General features: G+C 69.4%; 21 protein-coding genes. 11 read left to right on the top strand and 10 right to left on the bottom strand.

Annotation, left to right across the window (positions count from 1 at the left end; genetic code table 11):
- Positions 1 to 4 precede the first annotated feature (4 nt).
- From HUG10_RS13530 to HUG10_RS13505, 6 genes are all read left to right on the top strand, one after another.
- On the top strand, positions 5 to 1,168 hold the full coding sequence (locus HUG10_RS13530) for an acyl-CoA dehydrogenase family protein (RefSeq protein ID WP_179170084.1): 1,164 nt from the start codon (positions 5 to 7) through the stop codon (positions 1,166 to 1,168).
- Positions 1,169 to 1,616: 448 nt separating this feature from the next.
- Positions 1,617 to 1,901, top strand: coding sequence for a DUF7853 family protein (locus tag HUG10_RS13525; protein WP_179170083.1), 285 nt, complete (start codon positions 1,617 to 1,619; stop codon positions 1,899 to 1,901).
- Positions 1,902 to 1,982: 81 nt separating this feature from the next.
- On the top strand, positions 1,983 to 2,633 hold the full coding sequence (locus HUG10_RS13520) for a DUF7827 domain-containing protein (RefSeq protein ID WP_179170082.1): 651 nt from the start codon (positions 1,983 to 1,985) through the stop codon (positions 2,631 to 2,633).
- A gap of 58 nt (positions 2,634 to 2,691) precedes the next feature.
- Entirely contained in the window at positions 2,692 to 3,705 is a 1,014-nt protein-coding gene (locus HUG10_RS13515) for a DUF7827 domain-containing protein (protein WP_179170081.1), read from the top strand.
- A 55-nt stretch (positions 3,706 to 3,760) separates the two neighbouring features.
- Entirely contained in the window at positions 3,761 to 4,081 is a 321-nt protein-coding gene (locus tag HUG10_RS13510) for a 4Fe-4S dicluster domain-containing protein (RefSeq protein ID WP_179170080.1), read from the top strand.
- A 37-nt stretch (positions 4,082 to 4,118) separates the two neighbouring features.
- Positions 4,119 to 4,994 carry a class I SAM-dependent methyltransferase gene (locus tag HUG10_RS13505; RefSeq protein ID WP_179170079.1) on the top strand — a complete coding sequence of 292 codons (876 nt, stop codon included), beginning with the start codon at positions 4,119 to 4,121 and terminating at the stop codon, positions 4,992 to 4,994.
- Positions 4,995 to 5,046: 52 nt separating this feature from the next.
- On the opposite strand, the gene HUG10_RS13500 is transcribed toward HUG10_RS13505, so the two are convergent.
- Positions 5,047 to 7,182, bottom strand: a complete 2,136-nt coding sequence (locus tag HUG10_RS13500; RefSeq protein WP_179170078.1) for a (Fe-S)-binding protein — start codon at positions 7,180 to 7,182, stop codon at positions 5,047 to 5,049.
- Between the two features lie 251 nt (positions 7,183 to 7,433).
- On the opposite strand from HUG10_RS13500, the gene HUG10_RS13495 reads away from it, so the two are divergent.
- On the top strand, positions 7,434 to 8,033 hold the full coding sequence (locus tag HUG10_RS13495; RefSeq protein ID WP_179170077.1) for a conditioned medium-induced protein 4: 600 nt from the start codon (positions 7,434 to 7,436) through the stop codon (positions 8,031 to 8,033).
- 574 nt (positions 8,034 to 8,607) lie between these two features.
- Here the strand turns inward: HUG10_RS13495 and HUG10_RS13490 are convergent.
- Entirely contained in the window at positions 8,608 to 8,988 is a 381-nt protein-coding gene (locus tag HUG10_RS13490) for a DUF1428 domain-containing protein (RefSeq protein WP_179170076.1), read from the bottom strand.
- Between the two features lie 207 nt (positions 8,989 to 9,195).
- Here HUG10_RS13490 and HUG10_RS13485 point away from each other — a divergent pair, with 207 nt between their 5' ends.
- Positions 9,196 to 9,870: a CRISPR-associated protein Cas4 gene (locus HUG10_RS13485; RefSeq protein ID WP_179170075.1), complete on the top strand. Its 675-nt coding sequence runs from the start codon at positions 9,196 to 9,198 to the stop codon at positions 9,868 to 9,870.
- Here HUG10_RS13485 and HUG10_RS13480 read toward each other — a convergent pair whose 3' ends face one another.
- Genes HUG10_RS13480 through HUG10_RS13470 form a run of 3 tightly spaced genes read right to left on the bottom strand, consistent with a single transcriptional unit; the run spans position 9,871 to position 11,324 of the window.
- Positions 9,871 to 10,497, bottom strand: a complete 627-nt coding sequence (locus HUG10_RS13480) for an L-threonylcarbamoyladenylate synthase (RefSeq protein WP_179170074.1) — start codon at positions 10,495 to 10,497, stop codon at positions 9,871 to 9,873.
- The gene (locus tag HUG10_RS13475) at positions 10,498 to 11,022 is read right to left on the bottom strand and encodes a redoxin domain-containing protein (RefSeq protein ID WP_179170073.1); all 525 of its coding nucleotides are present in this window, start codon (positions 11,020 to 11,022) and stop codon (positions 10,498 to 10,500) included.
- On the bottom strand, positions 11,022 to 11,324 hold the full coding sequence (locus HUG10_RS13470; protein ID WP_179170072.1) for a glutaredoxin family protein: 303 nt from the start codon (positions 11,322 to 11,324) through the stop codon (positions 11,022 to 11,024). Before HUG10_RS13470 ends, HUG10_RS13475 begins: the two co-directional genes overlap by 1 nt.
- Before the next feature lie 137 nt (positions 11,325 to 11,461).
- Between HUG10_RS13470 and HUG10_RS13465 the strand changes: the two genes are divergently transcribed.
- Positions 11,462 to 12,850, top strand: a complete 1,389-nt coding sequence (locus HUG10_RS13465) for a hemolysin family protein (protein WP_179170071.1) — start codon at positions 11,462 to 11,464, stop codon at positions 12,848 to 12,850.
- A gap of 48 nt (positions 12,851 to 12,898) precedes the next feature.
- On the opposite strand, the gene HUG10_RS13460 is transcribed toward HUG10_RS13465, so the two are convergent.
- The 3 genes from HUG10_RS13460 to HUG10_RS13450 form a co-directional block, all read right to left on the bottom strand.
- Positions 12,899 to 14,095, bottom strand: coding sequence for an inorganic phosphate transporter (locus HUG10_RS13460; protein ID WP_179170070.1), 1,197 nt, complete (start codon positions 14,093 to 14,095; stop codon positions 12,899 to 12,901).
- A 63-nt stretch (positions 14,096 to 14,158) separates the two neighbouring features.
- A complete protein-coding gene (locus HUG10_RS13455; RefSeq protein ID WP_179170069.1) occupies positions 14,159 to 14,317 on the bottom strand; it encodes a DUF7859 family protein in 159 nt (52 codons plus the stop codon).
- A 157-nt stretch (positions 14,318 to 14,474) separates the two neighbouring features.
- Positions 14,475 to 15,437 carry a cation diffusion facilitator family transporter gene (locus HUG10_RS13450; protein ID WP_179170068.1) on the bottom strand — a complete coding sequence of 321 codons (963 nt, stop codon included), beginning with the start codon at positions 15,435 to 15,437 and terminating at the stop codon, positions 14,475 to 14,477.
- A gap of 108 nt (positions 15,438 to 15,545) precedes the next feature.
- Here HUG10_RS13450 and HUG10_RS13445 point away from each other — a divergent pair, with 108 nt between their 5' ends.
- Positions 15,546 to 16,070: a metallophosphoesterase gene (locus tag HUG10_RS13445; RefSeq protein WP_179170067.1), complete on the top strand. Its 525-nt coding sequence runs from the start codon at positions 15,546 to 15,548 to the stop codon at positions 16,068 to 16,070.
- 238 nt (positions 16,071 to 16,308) lie between these two features.
- On the opposite strand, the gene HUG10_RS13440 is transcribed toward HUG10_RS13445, so the two are convergent.
- Both HUG10_RS13440 and HUG10_RS13435 read right to left on the bottom strand, forming a co-directional pair.
- Positions 16,309 to 16,986, bottom strand: a complete 678-nt coding sequence (locus HUG10_RS13440; RefSeq protein ID WP_179170066.1) for an ArsR/SmtB family transcription factor — start codon at positions 16,984 to 16,986, stop codon at positions 16,309 to 16,311.
- Positions 16,987 to 17,188: 202 nt separating this feature from the next.
- A complete protein-coding gene (locus tag HUG10_RS13435) occupies positions 17,189 to 18,175 on the bottom strand; it encodes a replication factor C small subunit (RefSeq protein ID WP_179170065.1) in 987 nt (328 codons plus the stop codon).
- A gap of 116 nt (positions 18,176 to 18,291) precedes the next feature.
- Here HUG10_RS13435 and HUG10_RS13430 point away from each other — a divergent pair, with 116 nt between their 5' ends.
- Entirely contained in the window at positions 18,292 to 19,347 is a 1,056-nt protein-coding gene (locus HUG10_RS13430) for a bactofilin family protein (RefSeq protein ID WP_179170064.1), read from the top strand.
- The last annotated feature ends 24 nt before the right edge of the window (positions 19,348 to 19,371 follow it).

The raw sequence follows: 19,371 nt of genomic DNA, 5'->3' as shown, positions 1-19,371 counted from the left end.
AGACATGCTCGACTACGTCGGTCTGGAGGCGGACCTCTCTGCCGAGGAGAAGCTCATCCGCGACACGGCCCGTGAGTTCGTGGCGGAGGAGGTCCAGCCGGACATCGCCGACCACTACGAGAACGGTACCTTCCCGACGGAGCTCATCCCCGAGATGGGCGAACTCGGCTTCTACGCCCCGAACCTCGAGGGGTACGGCTCGCCGAACGTCTCCGAGCGGGCGTACGGCCTGCTGATGCAGGAACTGGAGGCGTGCGACTCCGGCCTGCGCTCGATGGCCTCCGTGCAGGGCGCGCTCGTGATGTACCCCATCCACGCCTTCGGCAGCGAGGCCCAGAAGGAAGAGTGGCTCCCCGCGCTCGGCGAGGGCGAGGCGGTCGGCTGCTTCGGGCTCACCGAACCGGAGCACGGCTCGAACCCCTCGGGGATGGAGACCCGCGCGGAGCGCGATGCCGACGGCTACGTCCTCAACGGCTCGAAGACGTGGATCACCAACTCCCCCATCGCCGACGTGGCGGTCGTCTGGGCCCGGGACGTCTCGGCCGGGGACGACCCCATCCGCGGCTTCCTCGTCGAGACGGACCGCGACGGCGTGTCGACGAACAAGATCGACGAGAAGCTCTCGATGCGCGCCTCCGTGACGGGCGAGATCGGCCTCTCGGACGTCAGAATCCCCGAGGAGAACGTCCTCCCCGACGTTGAGGGGATGAAGGGCCCGCTCTCGTGTCTCACGCAGGCGCGATACGGCATCGCCTGGGGCGTCGTCGGCGCCGCGCGCGACTGCTTCGAGACAGCCCGCGACTACCAGCTCGACCGCGACCAGTTCGGCGGCCCCATCGCTCGCTTCCAGATCCAACAGGGGAAGCTCGCGGAGATGGCGACCCAGATCACGCTCGCCCAGTTGCTCGCGTACCGCCTCGCCGACCTGAAGGAGGAGGGTCGCCTGCGCCCCCAGCAGGTGTCGATGGCGAAGCGGAACAACGTCCGGATGGCCCGGAACCAGGCGCGAGTCGCCCGCGAGATGCTCGGCGGCAACGGCATCACCACCGACTACTCGCCGATGCGCCACATGAGCAACCTCGAGACGGTGTACACCTACGAGGGGACCCACGACATCCACTCGCTCATCCTCGGGCAGGATCTGACCGGGATTCCAGCCTTCGAGTAGCTCCGGCTACTCGTCCCGTTGGAATCACGGTCAGCATGACCGGCATCGCCGCCTTCGAGTGACGACGAGCCTCCGCCATCCCGGTCGATACGTCGTCTGATCGTCAACGTGTCGTTCTACATGTGGAAGCCCGTTTCTGCCAGAGCGCACGTCACACAACAAGGGAAGTTCGATTGGCCGGGTGACACGTTTGCTGGGTCGGCCTCAGCACGCGCGTCGGCCCGTGATCCGTCGTCGGGCCGCGCGCCTCGGCGCATCAGTCCGAGGGAACGCCCCGCCGATACGAAAATCGAACAAAAAACCCCGTTTCGACCCGCTAATGTCATGCTAAAAACCGGTACGGACGCGGTAATTCGGGGGTAGGAACGTTGTAAAACCGTCCCATTTCGTGAAACGGGCTCAACGGTAGTCACAGCTAAAGTAGGTCTGAACTGAGTCGGCGACCGAGATGCCGACCCCAGTCCGAGACGGGACCACGCTGCTCGACGTCACCCGCGAGGAGGCGTGGGTAGTTCACTCCGCACTGATGGAACAGCTCAGGGCGGCCTCCGAACGCGACGAGAGCGCCGTCGAGGTCGACGCGCTCCACGCGCTGGAGCGCCCGCGCGGGTTCACCCGCGAGGAGATGCGGGCCATCCGCGAGGCGCTCGTGGAGTACCTCGTGGACGCCCCGCTCCGCGACCGCCCGCCGGGGAGGAAGGCGCTCCGCGCGGCCGACGCGGCGCTGAATTGATCCGCCCAACCCTCCGTCCGACCAGCACGACCGCCGCGCACCGGCCACGGATTTATCTCGACACCACGCCCACCACGGACTGTGTCCGCACCGCCCGCCCGCCCGCTCCTTCGGGCGATCGCGGTCGTCCTCCTGCTCGCTAGCAGCGCGGGCATCGCCGCGGCCCACCCGATCGTGGTCCTCGAGGACCGGTCCCCGAGCGTCGAATCGGGCGGACGCGTCGAGATCCCCCTCCGATTCCACGACACCGATCGGGCGACGCTGACGGTTGCCGGCGGGGACGGGGTCGAACTCGAGGCGACCGTCGTCGACGCCGACGGGGACGGGTCGATGACAGTCACCCTCGACACGGCTGCGGTGAGGTCCGGAAACACGACGGGAGCACTCTCCGCCCCAGGGGACGCGGTCCGGAACGTGACGATTCGGGGGGTGTCCGGTGACCGGCTGAATCAGGGCGAGTACGCTGTGACGGTGGAACCGCCGGGCGGCGGCCGCGACGAGGGGACGCTCACGATCACGCCGGGCGAGTCGACGGCGACGCCGTCCGGAGCCGGGGCACCCGGCGGAACCCCGGACGACGGGATCGGTACCGCGAAGACGTCCAACTCGTCGACAACGACGCCGGCGACGTCCCCCGGATACCGACTGCCCTGGCCGCCCGTCGTCCTCCTCGCGCTGTTCGGACCGGCCGTCCCGGTTGTCGCACTTGTCGTAGCTTCCCGTCGGACTTGACTCAAATCGGAGTTATCGTCTACGAAATAGCTAAAGGGGAGGGTTCCGGACCCCGAACGTGTCATCGAAACCTCATCTCATCGCGACAGCCCTCCTCGTCTCGCTGCTGGCCGCCGCGCCGGCCGTGTCAGCCGTGACCGGCGCCGCCGGCGGTGTCGAGACCGCGGAGCCGCAGTTCCCGGAGTCGACCGTCGAAGGCGAGCAGGGCGACACCGTATCGATCCCCGTCGCTCTCGACGCGAACGGAAGCACAACGATTCGAATCGGCGAGGAGGCGGCGGCGAACTTCGAGACCCGGGCGACCGTCGTCGACACCGACGGCGACGGCGAGGTGACCGTGACCCTCGATACGTCGATCGCCGGCCGGACGAGCGCCGAGCACTACCTCGAAGCGCGGGGCGGCGAGGTGCGCGAAGTCGAACAGCGAACCGAACTCCTCGAGTCCCGGCTCGACGCGGGCGAGTACCCCCTGGAGCTCGGTCCGGGCGGCGCGCCCTCCGACACCGCCATGCTCTCGCTCGCAGAGGGGCCGGAGCCGACGGGGACGCCGCGGGTCCCGCTGTGCCGAGCAACCCTCGCCGAGTCGACCGCTGACGTCGCGTCGGGCGGGACGGCGGAGCTTCCGATCCGGTTCGACGGGACCGACCGCGTCCGGGTTCGCATCGGTGCCGCCGACGCGGTCGGGTTCGAGGCGACGGCCACCGTCGTCGACACCGACGGCGACGGGCGAGCCACGGTCCTGTTCGACACCGAGATGGCCGGACGAGCCGACGCGTCGTCGTATCTCTCGGCCGAGGGCGGGGACGTCCGGAACGCCACGCAACACTCCCGGACGCTCGACTCCCGACTCGACAGCGGGAACTACGAAATCGCACTCGGGCCGGACGACGACGTCCGCGCCGTCGGGTCACTGTACGTGACTGAAGGGGCTACCACACCGACCGACTCGCCTACAGCGGCCACGACTACCGCCGGCGATTCACCCGAGGGAACGAACACGACCGGAGCTGGATTCGGATTCCCGGTGGCGGTACTGGCGCTGACCGGCGCCGCGCTGCTCGTCCGCCGCTGACCCCGCGCGTCTCGACCCCGCACCCCTTTTGTACGCGACCGCGCAACCGTCGGTGATGGGAATCGACCCGAACTTCGAGGAGAGCCGGGAGAAGGTCGGCGAGGAGAACGGCCTCGACGTGTGGGGACCGGTGGACGAGCCCGAGCAACTCGGCATCCACGGGAGCCACGTCGCCGTCGACTACGACATCTGCGTCGCCGACGGCGCCTGCCTGGAGAACTGCCCCGTCGACGTGTTCGACTGGGTCGACACGCCCGGCCACCCCGCGAGCGAGACGAAGGTCGAACCGACCCGCGAGGACCAGTGCATCGACTGCATGCTCTGTGTCGACATCTGCCCGGTCGACGCCATCGACGTCGACGCCTCCCGCTCCTGACGCCGGAGTTTTGACGGCTCGGCCCGCAGCGAGCGCCATGAGCGACGGCGACGGAAGCGATCCGGCCGACGGCGCGCCCGAGGGGTTCTCGGGGGACGACTACGACGGGGAGAACCCGGCGAGCCACGAGGCCCAGCGGGCGGTGAACCGCGACAACTGGGACGAACGGGCGCTGGTCCACCCGGACACCGACCACTACGACGTGGACGGGTTCCTCGACGGCGATTCGACGCTCCACTCGATCGAACGCGAGCGCGTCGACGCCGAGGGAACCTTGCTCTGCCACCTCATGTGCCACTTCGGGCTCGACACGCTCTCGTGGGCCCGCGAGGGCGCAGACCCGGTCGGCGTCGACTTCTCACCCGAGGCTATCGAGCGGGCCCGCACCCTGCGGGACGAGACGGGGCTGGACGCCGAGTTCGTCGAGGCGGACGTGTACGACGCACCCGCAACCCTGGACCGGCGGTTCGAGGCCGTCGTGGCCACATACGGCGTGTTCTGCTGGCTCCCCGACCTCCGGGGGTTCTTCGAGACCGTCGCGACACTGCTGGAACCGGGCGGCGAGGCGCTGTTCGTCGACGACCACCCGATCGGGCAGGCGTTCGACGGCAACCCGCCGACGTGGACCTACCCGTACCACGACCCGGTGGAGATGCGGATCGAGTCGGGCGAGACGTACGCGGACGACGACGTGGAACTCTCGAAGAACGTCACCTACCAGTACTATCGGCCGCTATCGGCCATCGTCACGGCGGCGGCCGACGCGGGGCTCCGAGTGTCGAGCCTGGAGGAGTTTCCGTTCGCGGAGTGGCCGTGTTTCGAGGGGCTGGAGCGCGAGGGCGAGTGGTACGTGCAGGAGTCGGAGCCGCGGGTTCCGCTGCTGTTCGCGTTGGAGGTCGAGAAGCCGGCGTAGAGTCGGGCTGAAACCGGAGGTGCCGCCCAGACGGGTTCCGCGGCGCGCTCTGTCAGTCGGCCGCCGTCGGCGACCTGTCGCCCGCCGCGTCCGCCGCGGCCGTCTCCTTCGCCTCCAGCGCCTCGCACAGCAGCTCCGCCACGTCGATCACCTCGATGTCGTCCTCGAAGTCGCCGGTCTTGCGGCCGTCCTCGTACATCGTCCCGCACATCGGGCAGGCGACGACGAACTTCTCCACCGCGGCGCCCGCGTCGGTGTCCTCGAGCGCCTCGCGGAGGCGCTCCTCGCTCGGTTTGGGGTCCTCGTCGAAGTCCATCCAGAGGCCGCCGCCGCCCCCGCCACAGCAGAAGGAGTCCGCGCGGTTTCGCGGCATCTCCGAGAGACGGACGCCCGTCGCGCGGATCAGTTCGCGCGGCGCCTCGTACACCTCGTTCATCCGGCCGAGGTGGCACGGGTCGTGGTACGTCGCCGCGTAGTCGAGTTCCGTCCCGTCGAGGCCGAGTCGACCCTGCCGCACGAGGTCCTCGACGACCTGCGTGTAGTGGAAGACGGGCGCGTCGAACTCGCTCATCTCGGGGTACTCGTTCCGGAAGGTGTTCATCGAGTGGGGGTCGGTCGTAACGACCTTCTCGAAGGTGCACGAGGCGAACGCCTCGGCGTTGTCCTCGACGAGCATCTCGAAGAGGCCCTCCTCGCCGACGCGCCGCACGTCGTTGCCGTCATGTCCCTCGTCCTCGTAGAGGATGCCGTAGGAGACGCCGGCGCGCTCGAACAGCGTGGCCAGCGAGCGGGCGACCCGGCGGTTCCGGTCGTCGTAGCTGGGGTACTCGCCGACGTACCAGAGGAACTCGACGTCCTCCTCGCGGGCGTCGGGCACCTCGAAGTCGAGGTCGTCGGTCCAGTCCGGGCGCTTCCGCGCCGGGTTGCCGAAGGTGTTCCCGTTCTGGAACACGTTCATCATCGCGTCCTGGACCCCCTCGTCCATCTGGCCCGTCTCTGTCAGGCGGCGGTTCATCTGCGTGAACTCCGCGACGTGCTCGATGTCGACCGGGCAGGCGTCCATGCACGCCATGCAGGACATGCACGACTCCATCGTCTCCGCGGCGACCACCGAGTCGCCGCCGTCCGCGACGATCTCGACCTCCTCGGTCCTGCCGGCGTCGAGGTCCTGGCGGTAGGACTTCAGATCGAGGATGACGTCGCGCGGGTCGAGCGGCCGGCCCGACGCCTTGGCGGGACAGACCGACGAACAGCGGCCGCACTTCGTGCAGGCGTCCTGGTCGAGGATGTGGCGCCAGGAGAAGTCGTCGATGGAGGCGTAGCCGATCTCTTCGGGGCCGGCGTCCTCGGGGACGCCCGGCAGGCGGACGCCGGCCTTCTCGTCCCGGGTGACGACGTTGGCGAAACTGGAGAGCATGTGGAACGGCTTCGCGTACGGGACGAGCGCGATGAACCCGAGCGCGAGCAGCGCGTGGCTCCACCAGCCCCAGTGGTACAGCGTCTCCGCGAAGCCGGGCCGGAGGCCGAGTTCGGCGAACACGCCCGCGAGGAAGAAGCCGACGAACGAGACGCGCTCGAATTCGATGAACTGCAGGCCGGCGGCGGTCGCCTCGGCGGTTCCGACGATGCGGAACGCCTCGAGCACGTAGCCGCCGACGCCGAGGAGGAACAGCGTCCAGATGAACGCGTCGTCCTCCAGCGAGGTGTGCTTGCCCCACAGGCGCCCCTCGCGCCGGCGGTAGCGGCGCCAGATGGCCATGCCGACGCCGACGACGAACAGCAGCCCCATGGCGTCCATCACGAACGAGTACGAGAGGTAGAAGTCGCCGACGAAGAACGACTCGCCGGTGACCGGCCGCCACAGGTCCATGTCGACCCCGAGGATGGCGGTGCCGATGAGCAGGGTCAGGAAGCCCCAGACGATGAACGCGTGCATGACGCCGGCGTACGCGTCGCGGTCGAACTGGCCGCGGTTCGAGGCGACCGTGGCGGCCGCGGTGAGCACCCGCGACGGGAAGTCGTCGAACCGGTCGAACCAGTCGTCGGCACCGGCCGCGTACCGCGCGAACCGCTGGTACGTCCCGTAGAGGAAGAGGGCGATCGCGACGGCGGAGAGGAAGTAGAAGGCGGCCTTCCCGACGGGGCCGACCGTCCAGAACGTCTCCCGCGTCACCTGGTCGGCTTGCATACGCACACGCCGGCGGGCGTCGTGGTTAAATCTTCTCACCCGACCCAATCCGGGGACAGCCCACCGTTCGTGCCGCCCGGGGACGTGTTCCGGAGCGGAGAGGTGTGCACCGACCACACCCGCCCGGACCTTCGACGGACGACGGCCACGTGGGCGACAGTCGTCGGGCGTGAAGCACCGGAATTCGGCTCTCTCGGGCCTGCTATGGCCCCCAGTAGGCTTTTGTATCGCCATCGCGTTCCCACCTATCCATGGACGAAAAGACGGCCGAGCTCCGGGACATCTTCATCGATGCGACCGGGTCGGACACCGTGACGGAGAGCCAGGAGGAGTCGCCCGGCACGCTGGCTGACGAATCGGCCGACGACGAGGCCCGCGTACGGGAACTCATCGCCACGATGCGCGAGCGGTACGAGTTCGCCTCCGACCTCGACGACGAGGACCTCGAGACGATCGTCCGGCTGTACCACGAGGACGCCGCCGACGAGCAGATCGCCGCCGAGCTCCAGGCCGACGAGGAGGAGATGTTCGACGCCCGGATGGATCTCCACCTGGTCCGGGAGTCGGACCGGGACGCCCCGTTCGGCATGGAGCTCCTGCGGTCGATGTACGTCGAGAACATCCCGCTCGAGGAGATCGCCGACCAGTTCGGTACCGACGAGGCGACGGTAGCCCACTACGTGGAGGTGGTCGAGGCGGACATGGAGTCGACGCGGGCGAACGACCGCTTCCGCGACGAGTTCGCCGAACTGCTCTCGGACGCCGACCTCGCGGGCGGGCTCACCGACGAGGCCCACGAGGACGGCCTCCGCGAGGCGACCGAGGACATGGAGACCGACGTTTCCTTCTAGAGAACCTCTTTCGACGGGGGGTGCTCCTCGCTCGGCCTTCGGAAGACTCACTTCGTTCGTCTTCCGTGCTCTCGTTCGCTCCCGTCGGTCGCTCACGAGAATTTCGGCCTCGTTCGTCGAACCCCGGCAAACCCGTTCGTGCTGTCAGAACGCGTGCGTTCTGACTGCTAATCAGAACCGCGGAGCGGTTCTGATGTTGCTGTGGATTCCCCGGAACCCCACTGCTGACGGGAAGTCGAAGGTTTCCCGTAATGCGGCGAGAAACCGTCGGTTTCTGGCAGCAAGACGATCTTCGCTCGTCAGTGCCAACATTCCGCGAGCAATGGTCGGCGTGGCTGCGCCACGCCTCCATCGCTTGCAGTTCGGTCGCCTGTGGCTACCGTCGGTGGGGCCTATCGCGACTCACTCACGGTGGCTGAGCTGATGACTCCTCGAGAGTCAGTCGAACGTCGCAGGAGGCGTGGTAGCCAACCGTGGTTTCCGTTTCGCCAGTAGTTCTGAACACCCCAATACCGGCTGCCGCATCGGTAGTGGTATCGAGCCACGGGTCGAGTCGACCCGTCGAGCTGGTTCGTCAATCCTTGTAGTTGACGATGGAGCGGAAGCCGCCGTAGGCCATGCGCTCCGGGTCGAAGGGCATCTCCTCCTCGGATCGATCCGGGTCCATCGCGGGGTCTTCCATCACCCTCGCGTTGACCTCGTCGCGGTGCTCGCGGGACTCGAACATGACGAACGCGAACACGGCCGTCTCGTCGTCCCCGGTTTCCGCGAGCTCGGGGAACGTCCGTACCGACATGCCGTCCATGTCCGGCTCCATGTCGTCCCCGACGCCTTCGAAGTACTCGAGAGCGCCGTGTTCGATCCAGAGCTTTCCCGCCTCGTCGGCCATTTCGCGGTACGCATCGAGGTTATCGCTCGGGACCGGGAGGACGAATCCATCGACGTATCGTTCCATTACCTCAGTACGGAGGGCGCGACAAGAATTGAACTTTGTTTCCGCCTACATACACTTCTCTTACCTGTAGATACTGCTCTGCTGGACGCGTCTTCTGCACCGGACGTCCGCGACATCGTTGCATCCGCGAGCGAAGCGAGCGAGGAGGACCCCGGCTAGAAGCGGTTCGGGTGAAAGTTCAAATACCGGAGCGGGACCACACCGCCCATGCCCGCCGCCGACCTCGTCGCGTTCTCTGACCTCGCCAGGGCCGCCTACTGCCCGCGACAGCTCTACTACGCCCGCCGCGACGACCGCGAACCGCCCCGGGAGGCGACGGACCGCATCGACCTCGCGTTCCGGTACCCCGAACTGCGCTCGGCCGACGACGAGACGCTTCGGGAGGCGCCAATCGACCGCCCGCCGGACGCCTATCGGTCCGCACTGGACCGACTCGCCGACCGCGAGGAGTGGTCCGGGTTGACCGACCCGGCGTCGACGCGGACGTTGCTGGAGGGAAAGGACTGCCGCGGCATCGCCCACAAGGTGCTCGATCCGGACGACGGGCCGCCGATTCCGACCATCGTCTCCCCGGGAGCGCCGCCCGAGCAGGGCGTCTGGGAGCCGCAGTCGGTTCGCGCTGTCGCGGCGGCGAAGGCGCTCGCGTGGGAACGGGAGACGGAGGTTCCGCGGGCGCTCGTCGAGTACCCCGCTCACGGCGTCGTTCGCGTGGCCAGACTCGGCGTCCGCAGGACCGCAGCCTACCGACGCGTGCTTCGGGTCGTCAGGACGCTCGACGGACCGCCGCCGCGGCTCCGCGGGAGCGACAAGTGCGAGAGCTGCGAGTACCGGCAGCGGTGCGGCGTCGAGACGAGGAGCCTCCGGTCGCGGCTCGGGCTCTGACTACGGCTCCGACGCGAGCCACTCGCGTACCGCGTCGGCCCGGAGTCCGGGACGGTGGATGATCCCGCGCTGGGGGTCGACGACGGTGCTCTCCCCGCCGGGCGTCTCGCCGGCGTCGAGGACGACCGCGACTAGGTCGCGGAAGCCGGGGGCCAGATCGGCGGCGTGCCGGACGCTCCCCTCCCCCGACCGATTCGCGCTCGTCGCCGTGATCGGCCCGGCTTCCCGGGCGAGTGACCGGGCGAGCGGGTGGTCAGGGACCCTGACCCCGACGCGCTCGCTCCCGGCGGTCAGCACGTCCGGGAGGTCGGGGCCGCGCTCCACGACCACGGTGACGGGACCGGGGAGGAACGCCCGGAGGAACCGCTCGGCGCGGTCGCTCGCCGCCGTCGCCGCCAGCGCCGCGTCCACGTCGGCGAACGCGACCGAGAGCGGTTCCTCGCGCGAGCGGCCCTTGGCCTCGAAGACGCGCTCGACGGCGTCCGGGTCGGTCGCGTCGGCGGCGAGGCCGTACACCGTCTCGGTGGGGTAGACGACGAGTTCCCCCGCGCGGATCGCCTCGACTGCCGACTGGATGTCGGCGCGGGCGTCGCCGCGGGAGTCCGAATCGGAGTCGGGGTCCGCCATCTACAGGCGGGCGATCTCCTCATCGATCTCGTCGTAGTCCGGGAAGTCGGGCCACTCGCTGGCGACCCACGCGTACTCGACCGTTCGGTCGCGGTCGAGCAGGAACACCGCGGGGCGGTGCTCGGTCACCCCCGCCATCCCGTCGAGGTCGTGCTCGATGCCGTACTCGGCCGCGGCGCCGGCGTCGGGGTCCGAGAACAGCCGATAGTCTATCCCTCGCTCGTCGATGAACGTCTCGTGCTCGTACGGCGAGGAGATGGAGACGCCGACGACCGTCGGGCCGTCGGCCGCGGCCTCCCCGCTCCCCCAGCCCCGGTCCCGGATCTCGTTCCAGACGTACGTCGCCGGGAACGCGCCGTCCATCGGGAAGAAGACGAGCACGACGGGACCCTCGTCGGTCAACTCCGAGAGCGAGGCGTCGGCCCAGTACTCGTCGTTCACGAGGGGCCGCGTGAAGTCGGGCGCCGTGTCACCCTCCTCCGGGTGGTCGGCCTCGGGGAGATCGACGACCTCGAAGTCGGGCATCAGGCGCCACCTCCGGCGGCATCGGTTCCCGTACCGTCGCCGGATTCGCCGGCCCCGTACGTGTGCTCGATGTACTCGACGATGTTCGCGGACTCGGACATCGTGACGCCGGTGTCCTCGTCGACGATCGCCGGCACGGAGCGCTTGTTCGTCAGTCGCGCGACGACGTCCCGGTCCGAGTGCATCGGCTCGACGAACCTGGACTCGTAGTCGAGGTCGTGCTCCTTCAGCGAACGGACGACCCGCTCGCAGTACGGGCACGCCTGGAGGCGGTACAGGGTGATCGACGGATCGTCTGGCATGGGCGGGGCTAGGAACGGCGCGGGCCTAACGTCTTCGCTCGGAGCACGCCCATCCGGTGAGCCCGGGCCGGGTCGTCCCGGCCGAACGGCCGCGAGGACAACGCTTAATTCAGGGCACGGACAAATCCCCCTATCGTATGGGTTTGTCGACGGCATACACATCTCTAGTGGCTCGCGCGCTCCTGCAGGGAGGCGGGATCGTCGATTCGTTTCCGATCAACGATACGACGATCACCATCGCCGGTGCCGTCGCCGTGGTCGTCCTCATCGCGCTCTCGGGGTTCTTCTCGTCCTCGGAGATCGCGATGTTCTCGCTCGCGAACCACCGCGTCGAGTTCCTCGTCGAGGAGGGCCGGCGTGGCGCACGGACCGTCCAGAAGCTGAAGGACGACCCCCACCGGCTGCTCGTCACCATCCTCGTCGGGAACAACATCGTCAACATCGCGATGTCCTCCATCTCGACGGCCATCGTCAGCATCTACTTCGACCCCGGGCCGGCCGTCCTCATCTCCACGTTCGGCATCACCTCGCTGGTGCTCCTGTTCGGCGAGTCCGCCCCGAAGAGCTACGCCGTCGAGAACACCGAGTCCTGGTCGCTCCGCATCGCGCGGCCGCTGAAGTACTCCGAGTACGTCCTGCTCCCGCTCGTCGTCACGTTCGACTACCTCACCCGCGTGGTCAACAAGGTGACCGGCGGGCGCTCGGCCATCGAGACGTCGTACGTCACCCGCGACGAGATCCAGAACATGATCCAGACCGGGGAGCGCGAGGGCGTCATCGAGGAGGACGAGCGCGAGATGCTCGACCGCATCTTCCGGTTCAACCGCACCATCGCCAAGGAGGTGATGACCCCGCGGCTCGACATCAACGCCGTCCCGAAGGACGCGAGCCTCGACGAGGCGATCGAGACCTGCGTCCAGGCCGACCACGAGCGCGTCCCGGTCTACGAGGGGAACCTCGACAACATCGTCGGCGTCGTGAACGTCCGTGATCTCGTCCGGGCGCGCTACTACGGCGAGGGGCACCAGGACCTCGCGTCGGTCGTCCAGCCCACCCTGCACGTCCCCGAGTCGAAGAACGCCGACGAGCTGCTCGAGGAGATGCAGGAGTCGCGGATGCAGATGGTGGTCGTCATCGACGAGTTCGGCACCACCGAGGGCATCCTCACGCTCGAGGACATGGTCGAGGAGATCGTCGGCGACATCCTCGAGGGCGACGAGAAGGAGCCGTTCGAGTTCGTCGACGACCAGACGGTACTGGTGCGCGGCGAGGTGAACATCGACGAGGTGAACGAGGTGCTCGGCATCGACCTTCCGGAGGGCGAGGAGTTCGAGACGCTCGCCGGCTTCGTGTTCAACCGCGCCGGTCGCCTGGTCGAGGAGGGCGAGGAGATCGAGTTCGACAACGTCGCCATCCGCATCGAGCAGGTGGACAACACCCGCATCATGCGCGCCCGGGTCACCATCACCGAGGAGCAGGAGGAGACCGAGGTCGACGAGGAGTCCGAGCCGGAAGTCGAGAACTGAGCACGGACGGCGCAGTTCGATGGCGGATGTCTCCCCCCGCGACGGTTCTCACAGTACCGAGTCGACGACGACGAACGCGCCGTAGCCGACGCCGAGCGCGAGCGCGAGCGAGCCGATCCACGCGAGCACCGTGAACACCATCTTCCGGGTGCTCACGCCGGCACCGCCCGCGGCGTACCCCGAGCCGATGATGGCGCTGACGATGATCTCGTTGAACGAGACGGGGATGCCGAACGCGACGGCGGTCTGGGCGATGGCGAAACTCGGGATGAGCGCCGCGATGGAGCGCCGCGGGCCGAGGCTGGAGTAGTCCTGGGCGAGCGCCTTGATCATCCGCGGGGCGCCGGTCCAGGAGCCGGCGAGCAGTCCGAGTCCGCCGCCGACGAGCACCGCCATCAGGGGCACGGACAGTTCGCCGTCGAGCAGCGGGACGAGCGGGCCGATGGCGAGCCCCACCTGCGAGCCGCCAGCCGAGAAGGCGACGAGGCCGCCGAGCACGAGCAGGAAGTGTCGTTGACCCGCCTCGGCGTCGCGGCCGGTGTCGTAGTGGAGCGCCGCGGCCCCGAGGGTCGCGAGCGCGAGCGTGACGAGCACGAGACTCGCGTCGACGCCGGCGACCGGTGGAAGGGGGAGTCCCCTTGCGAGCACACCGGCGATGGAGCCCTGCTGGCCCTCCGGGCCGAGCGCGGAGAAGCCGATGTTGGCGACGAGCGCCCCCACGACGCCCGCCAGCGCGGAGGTGAGCGGGCGCTCGGGGATCGACTCCGACCGGAGCAGCCGCGCGGTGACGTACGCCGCCCCGCCGCCGATGAAGGGCGTGGCGACCCACAGCGCGGCGATCTCGCGGTACTTCGCCCACGCCGGGTCGCCGCCGAGCGCGAGGCCCACACCGACCACCGCGCCCGTGACCGTGAACGCCGTGGCGATGGGGTAGCCCGCGAACACGCCGATCGCGACGAGGATGGCCGCGGTGAGCAGCCCGACGATGGCGGCGCTCGCGGTGATGGAGACGCCGACGACGAGGTCGTTCCCGACCGCCTCGGTGACGTTCGCGCCCTGGAGAACCGCGCCGAGCAGGCCGAGGACGCCGACGATGAAGCCGGCCCGCATGACCGAGATCGCGTTGGCGCCGACCGCGGGCGCGAACGGCGTCGATCCGGACGAGCCGGCGCCGATGGCCCACGCCATGAAGAGGGATGCGAAGCCGGCGACGCAGAGCGTCGCCAGCGTCGCGAGGTCGACCATACCCGGGCGTGGCGGGCCGCCTACAAGTGGTTGTCCCCTGCGGGGTGTCTCGCCGGTGGGCGGTTACCGCTCGCTCTGACCGGCCCGGTAGCCCTCCTTCGCGCTGACGAGGATGCGCCGGACGAAGAGGTAGGCCCCGAGCAGCAGCGCGATCATGACGACGAGGATGGCCGTGAGCACGGGGTTCGCGGCGACCGCCTCGCCGAGGAGGTCGAGTACCATGCCTGCGGGTGGGTCGGACCGCCGGAAATGCGTTTCGGGTGCGATTCGGCGTTCGTCGGGGTGCTGGTGGCGGTACTGGGGCCGGTAGTGGGGTCGTGGTCGTCGCCAGTGCGATCACGCTACCCGAAACGACGCCGTCGTATCGACTGCCGAGCGGTCACACCTCGGGTTCGATGTAGACGATCCGGACCCGGTTGTCCCGCTTCCGCAGTTTCGACTCGATCTGGTGGATGTCCTCTTCGATGTCGCCGGTCACGAGGTCGGGATCGAAGCTCACGTCGGCCGTGACGAGCGCCTCGCCCGGGCCGATGAACATCGTCCGGAAGCCGTCGACGCCGGTGACGCCGTCGTGGCCGCTGATCTCGCCTCGCAGCCCCGACTCCACGTCCGCGGGCAGCGACTCGCCGAGCAGCAGGCGCTTGTTCTCCAGGGCCAGCGCGACCGCGAACCCCATCAGGAGGACGCCGATGACCACCGCGGAGGCGGCGTCGTACGCCTCGACGCCGGTGATCCGCGTGGCGGTGATGCCGACCAGCGCGATGACGGCGCCCCCGAGCGCGACCGCGTCCTCGGTGAAGGCGGTGAGCGTCGTCACGTCGCTCGTCTTCCGGAACGCCTCGCGGAAGCCCGACCAGCCGTACAGGTCGGTCTGCCGGCGCAGTTCGGCGTACGCCATGGCGAACGCGTACGTCTCGAAGGCGATGGCGCCGAGGAGGACGACGACGTTCACCCAGAACGCCTCGACGGGGAGGAGGTTCGTGAGGTTCACGCCGCCGATGATTACGTCCGCCTGTTCCGCGCCGTGTCCGCCGTGTGTGAGGGCGTTCCAGCCGTGCTTCAGCGACTCCCAACCCGCGATACCGAACAGCAGCACCGAGACGAGGAACGCGTAGAAGAACTGCGCCTTGCCGTAGCCGTACGGGTGCGCGCGGCTCGCCTTCTGCCCGGAGTACCGGATGCCGAACAGGAGGAACACCTGGTTCCCCGTGTCCGAGATGGAGTGGTACGTCTCCGAGAGCATCGACGGGCTCCCCGTGAGCAGGTAGCCGACGAACTTCATCACGGCGATGGCGCCGTTCGCGATGAGCGCGGCGATGACGACGGATTTGCTCCCGGCCATTGCCGGAATGTCGTCCGCCCTGCCCTTATGTATGCATGAACCGCCCGGTGGGTCGCCGGGGGACGCTGGACCGAACCGTTCAGGTGACGGGGGACGTACTACCGGGCCGTGCTCACCGTCGTCTCGGACACCCACGGAACCGACGGCCACCGCCTCCGCGGGCGGACGCTGGAGGCGGTGCGCGCGGCCGACCGCGTGATCCACGCCGGCGACTTCTACCGCGAGCCGGTGCTCGACGCCTTCCTCGCGGAGAACGAGTCGCTGTTCGGCGTCGTCGGCAACAACGACGACGCGGCAATCCGGAAGCGGCTCCCCCGCGAGCGCATCGTCGCCTACGAGGGGGTCACGTTCGCCGTTCGACACCGGAGCCGGAGCGGCGCGACCGGGCTGGTGATGTTCGGCCGCGAGCGCGACGCCGACGTCGTCGTGTTCGGCCACAGCCACCGGCCCGAGTTCGACGACTCGGCCGACCTCCCGCTGCTGAACCCGGGGAGCCACGCGCAACCGCGAGGGAACCGTGCCGCGCACGCCGAACTGGAGCCCGACCCCGACGGGGTGGGGCTCGTCGGCCGGCTGGTCACGACGGACGGCGAGGTGTTCCGACGCTTTACGGTCGATCCGCGCGACGATTGAGAGGGAGAAACGGCGACGGGGTCCAAGCGTCGTGTATAGGTGAGACTACAGCGGAACGCAAGTATAGCGAGAGGGAGGGAGGGCTTCGGACGGGAACCGGCGGGGACGGTCCTCGGGGGTTCGTCGTGGAGGGCGGTCCGATGGGGGCCGGTGGAGGGCCGAAGCGTCCCGGGGACCGTACTACCACGTAGGAGCGCTCGGACCATATACCCGCGGTAATGTCAAAAGACGTTTTTAGTTACCGGCTCCGTCGCCAGTAGACGTATCCTACCGCCAGCGAGAGCGCCACGACTCCCCCGAGGAAGAACAGCGCGCCGGGGGAGGCCACGACCTGCTCCCACAGCGTCGGTTCGGCGACCGCTTGCTCCGCCGCGTCCGCGGCCATCACGCTCACCTCGCCGCCGCCCTGGCCGGTAGCGGCGCCGCCGTCCGCGCCGCCGGACGCCATCGTTCCGAACGGGAGCGTCGGCGCGAACGGCCCGTCGAGCCACGTCTCGATGAACACGGAGACGAGCGCGACGACGCCGACGCCGCCGAGCAGGCGCTTCAGCGTGCCTTTCAGCCCGCGCGTGTCCTCCTCGCGGCCGGCGACGAGCACGAGCGCGCGGTCGGCCGGCGCGTACACGTCCATCTCGCGACCCTTCTCGGAGTAGGCGGTGCCGCCGACCTCGACGAGGCCGGCTTCCCGGAGCCGCTTCAGGTGGTACTGGGCGTTCTGGAGGCTCGTGTCCACGCGGTCGGCGACGTCGCTCGCGGGGCCGGGCTCGCGGTGGAGCGCGGCGAGGACCGACCGGGCGGTGTCCGAGGAGAGCGCGGAGAGCACGTCCTCGGCGTCGTCCGCGTCGACGCCGAGCACCCGTGGTTCGCGGTCCTCGGGGCTGCCGAGGTCGGGGGTGGAGGGCAGGATGTCGGCCATCAGTGCGCCGTATCCAGCGAGCGAACGTAAGCCTTCCCGTGACGCTAACGCCGGGTTTACTCTTCGCATCGGGGGTCGTGTGGGGGGAGAATCAGCCCGAGAGTCCCACTCGGAGGCAGGTTCGCCACGGCGACGCGACCCCGACGACCGCACGTTTCACCGTCGGCATTCCACCGTCTCGTTCGACGGCGACCGAGCCGGGTTACTGGGAGTCCAGCGCGAGGGACGCGAGGAGGGCCTCCAACTGCACCTGCTCGTTCGCGCCCTCCGTGATGCGGTAGTCGGCCTCGCCGATGCGCTCCATCAGGCGAACCGCCTCCCGGTCGGTGAGCCCGAAGTCCCACACCGAGCGGTGGAGCTGGTCGATGATGTCGCCGCCGGCCATCCCCGTCTCCGTCAGCAGGGTGTCGAGCGTCGCGCGTGACTTCGAGAAGTCGCCGTCGAGCGCGTCCTCGACCATCGCCTCGATCTCCTCCGGGCGCGCGGTCGCGGTGATCTGGTACACCGCCTCCTCGTCGACGACCTCGCCCGTCGTCGCGGCGGCCTGGAGTGAGTTGATCGCTCGACGCATGTCGCCGTTCGCCGCGTAGACGAGCGCGTCGAGGCCGTCCTCGGTGAGTTCGATGTCCTCGGTGTCGGCGATCTCCCGGATCTGCTCGGCGACGGCCTCGTCGGAGAGGGGCGAGAAGCGGAAGACGGCACACCGGGACTGGATCGGGTCGATGATCTTCGAGGAGTAGTTACACGAGAGGACGAAGCGCGTGTTGTCCGAGAACTGCTCCATCGTCCGGCGGAGCGCCGACTGGGCGTCGTCGGTCAGCGAGTCGGCCTCGTCGAGGAAGATGACCCGGTAGTCGTAGCCGCCGAACGACGAGCGCGCGAAGTTCTTGATCCGGTCGCGCACGACGTCGATACCGCGCTGGTCGGAGGCGTTCAGCTCGAGGAAGTTCGTCCGCCAGTCGTCGCCGTAGATCTCCCGGGCGATGGCGACCGCGCAGGTCGTCTTCCCGACGCCCGCCGGGCCCGCGAAGAGGAGATGCGGCAGGTCGTTCCGCTCGATGTAGCTCTCCAGGCGCGAGACGATGTCCTCGTGCCCGCTCACGTCCGCGAGCCGCTGGGGTCGGTACTTCTCGATCCAGACCTCCCGACCCGCCGTCCCGGCCCCGTCCTCGGTGTCGGCCTCGCTCATGTCCCGGGGTGGGCGGCGCGCCGCCATAAACGCCCCGAGACTCGGACGACCCGCCCGACTCCCGACGGCAATCCCCGACCGCGAAACCTATACTCGCGGGTCAGAAACGCGCTCGCGTGTCGTCCCGCGCCGCCCGCGTCGTGCCGGTCGTCGTCCTCTGTGCCGTCCTCGCCGTCGGCCCCGTCGTCGGCGGAACCGCGGCCACCCAACCCGGCGACGGCGTCCCGTCGGGACCGTTCACCACAGTCGCGGTCGCGCCCGGCGAGACCGTCGAGGGGCGGGTGACGGCCACGGGCGGCCGGGTCGTCGTTGCCGGCACCGTCGAGGGGAACCTCCGCGCGTACGGCGCCGTCGTCGTCCTGACCGGGGACGCCGTCGTGACCGGCGACGTGCAGGCGTTCGGCGGCCGCGTCGTCGTCGACGGCGAGGTCAGTGGACCGGTCACGGCCTACGGCGGAACGGTCGCAGTCGCGGGGACCACCGGCGACCTCAACGCCGGCGGCGGGACTGTCCGGCTCTCGGGGACGACCGGCGACGCGACGGTCCTCGGCGGGACGGCCGTCCTCGCCGACGGCGCGACCGTGGACGGCGACTTCGAGTACGACGCCCGACTCGACGACCGCGGCGGAGCCGTGGCGGGCGAGCGACTGGCGACGGACTCCCTGCTCGGTCCGGTCGGGGCCGTGCTCCGACTCGCCGGCTGGCTTCCCGTGGTCCTCACGCTGCTCGGCGGGGCGCTCGGTTTCGCGCTCGCCCGCGCCGATCCGCGGACTGACGTGCTGACGAGGCGGGTCCGCGAGGCGCCGGTACGGGCCGTCGCTCGGGGAACCGGGGTCGCGCTCGCGTCACTGGTCGGGGTCCTCCTCGTCGCCGCGACGGTCGTCGGCCTCCCGTTGCTCGGCCTGCTGGCGCCGCTCCTCCTCGCGGGCGCCCTCGTCTTGCTCGCGCTCGGGAGCCGCGTCGTCGGCGGGGTCGTCGCCGACTACCTCCCGGTCTCGGCGGACGCGGCGGGTCTCGCCGTCGCCGTCTCGGCCGCCGCCCTCGCGACCGTACCGGTCGTCGGCCCCGCCGCTCCGCTCCTGCTCGCGCTCCCCGGCGCGGGCGCCGCGGCGCCGAGCGCGCGGTCCCTGCGAATCCGCTCCCTTCTCTCGGTTCGCGGTTCGAGGGAGTGACGCTCCTCGCGGCTCTCGGTTCGC

Source organism: Halorarum halophilum (assembly GCF_013401515.1).
In the GTDB taxonomy this organism is placed as follows: Archaea; Halobacteriota; Halobacteria; order Halobacteriales; family Haloferacaceae; genus Halorarum; species Halorarum halophilum.
This window is presented reverse-complemented; position numbering and strand designations above follow the sequence as displayed.

Coding starts and splice junctions, on each gene's coding strand:
- HUG10_RS13530 (WP_179170084.1), top strand. CDS start 5: ATGCTCGACTACGTCGGTCTGGAGGCGGACCTCTCTGCCGAGGAGAAG.
- HUG10_RS13525 (WP_179170083.1), top strand. CDS start 1,617: ATGCCGACCCCAGTCCGAGACGGGACCACGCTGCTCGACGTCACCCGC.
- HUG10_RS13510 (WP_179170080.1), top strand. CDS start 3,761: ATGGGAATCGACCCGAACTTCGAGGAGAGCCGGGAGAAGGTCGGCGAG.
- HUG10_RS13505 (WP_179170079.1), top strand. CDS start 4,119: ATGAGCGACGGCGACGGAAGCGATCCGGCCGACGGCGCGCCCGAGGGG.
- HUG10_RS13500 (WP_179170078.1), bottom strand. CDS start 7,182: ATGCAAGCCGACCAGGTGACGCGGGAGACGTTCTGGACGGTCGGCCCC.
- HUG10_RS13495 (WP_179170077.1), top strand. CDS start 7,434: ATGGACGAAAAGACGGCCGAGCTCCGGGACATCTTCATCGATGCGACC.
- HUG10_RS13490 (WP_179170076.1), bottom strand. CDS start 8,988: ATGGAACGATACGTCGATGGATTCGTCCTCCCGGTCCCGAGCGATAAC.
- HUG10_RS13485 (WP_179170075.1), top strand. CDS start 9,196: ATGCCCGCCGCCGACCTCGTCGCGTTCTCTGACCTCGCCAGGGCCGCC.
- HUG10_RS13480 (WP_179170074.1), bottom strand. CDS start 10,497: ATGGCGGACCCCGACTCCGATTCGGACTCCCGCGGCGACGCCCGCGCC.
- HUG10_RS13475 (WP_179170073.1), bottom strand. CDS start 11,022: ATGCCCGACTTCGAGGTCGTCGATCTCCCCGAGGCCGACCACCCGGAG.
- HUG10_RS13470 (WP_179170072.1), bottom strand. CDS start 11,324: ATGCCAGACGATCCGTCGATCACCCTGTACCGCCTCCAGGCGTGCCCG.
- HUG10_RS13465 (WP_179170071.1), top strand. CDS start 11,462: ATGGGTTTGTCGACGGCATACACATCTCTAGTGGCTCGCGCGCTCCTG.
- HUG10_RS13460 (WP_179170070.1), bottom strand. CDS start 14,095: ATGGTCGACCTCGCGACGCTGGCGACGCTCTGCGTCGCCGGCTTCGCA.
- HUG10_RS13455 (WP_179170069.1), bottom strand. CDS start 14,317: ATGGTACTCGACCTCCTCGGCGAGGCGGTCGCCGCGAACCCCGTGCTC.
- HUG10_RS13450 (WP_179170068.1), bottom strand. CDS start 15,437: ATGGCCGGGAGCAAATCCGTCGTCATCGCCGCGCTCATCGCGAACGGC.
- HUG10_RS13440 (WP_179170066.1), bottom strand. CDS start 16,986: ATGGCCGACATCCTGCCCTCCACCCCCGACCTCGGCAGCCCCGAGGAC.
- HUG10_RS13435 (WP_179170065.1), bottom strand. CDS start 18,175: ATGAGCGAGGCCGACACCGAGGACGGGGCCGGGACGGCGGGTCGGGAG.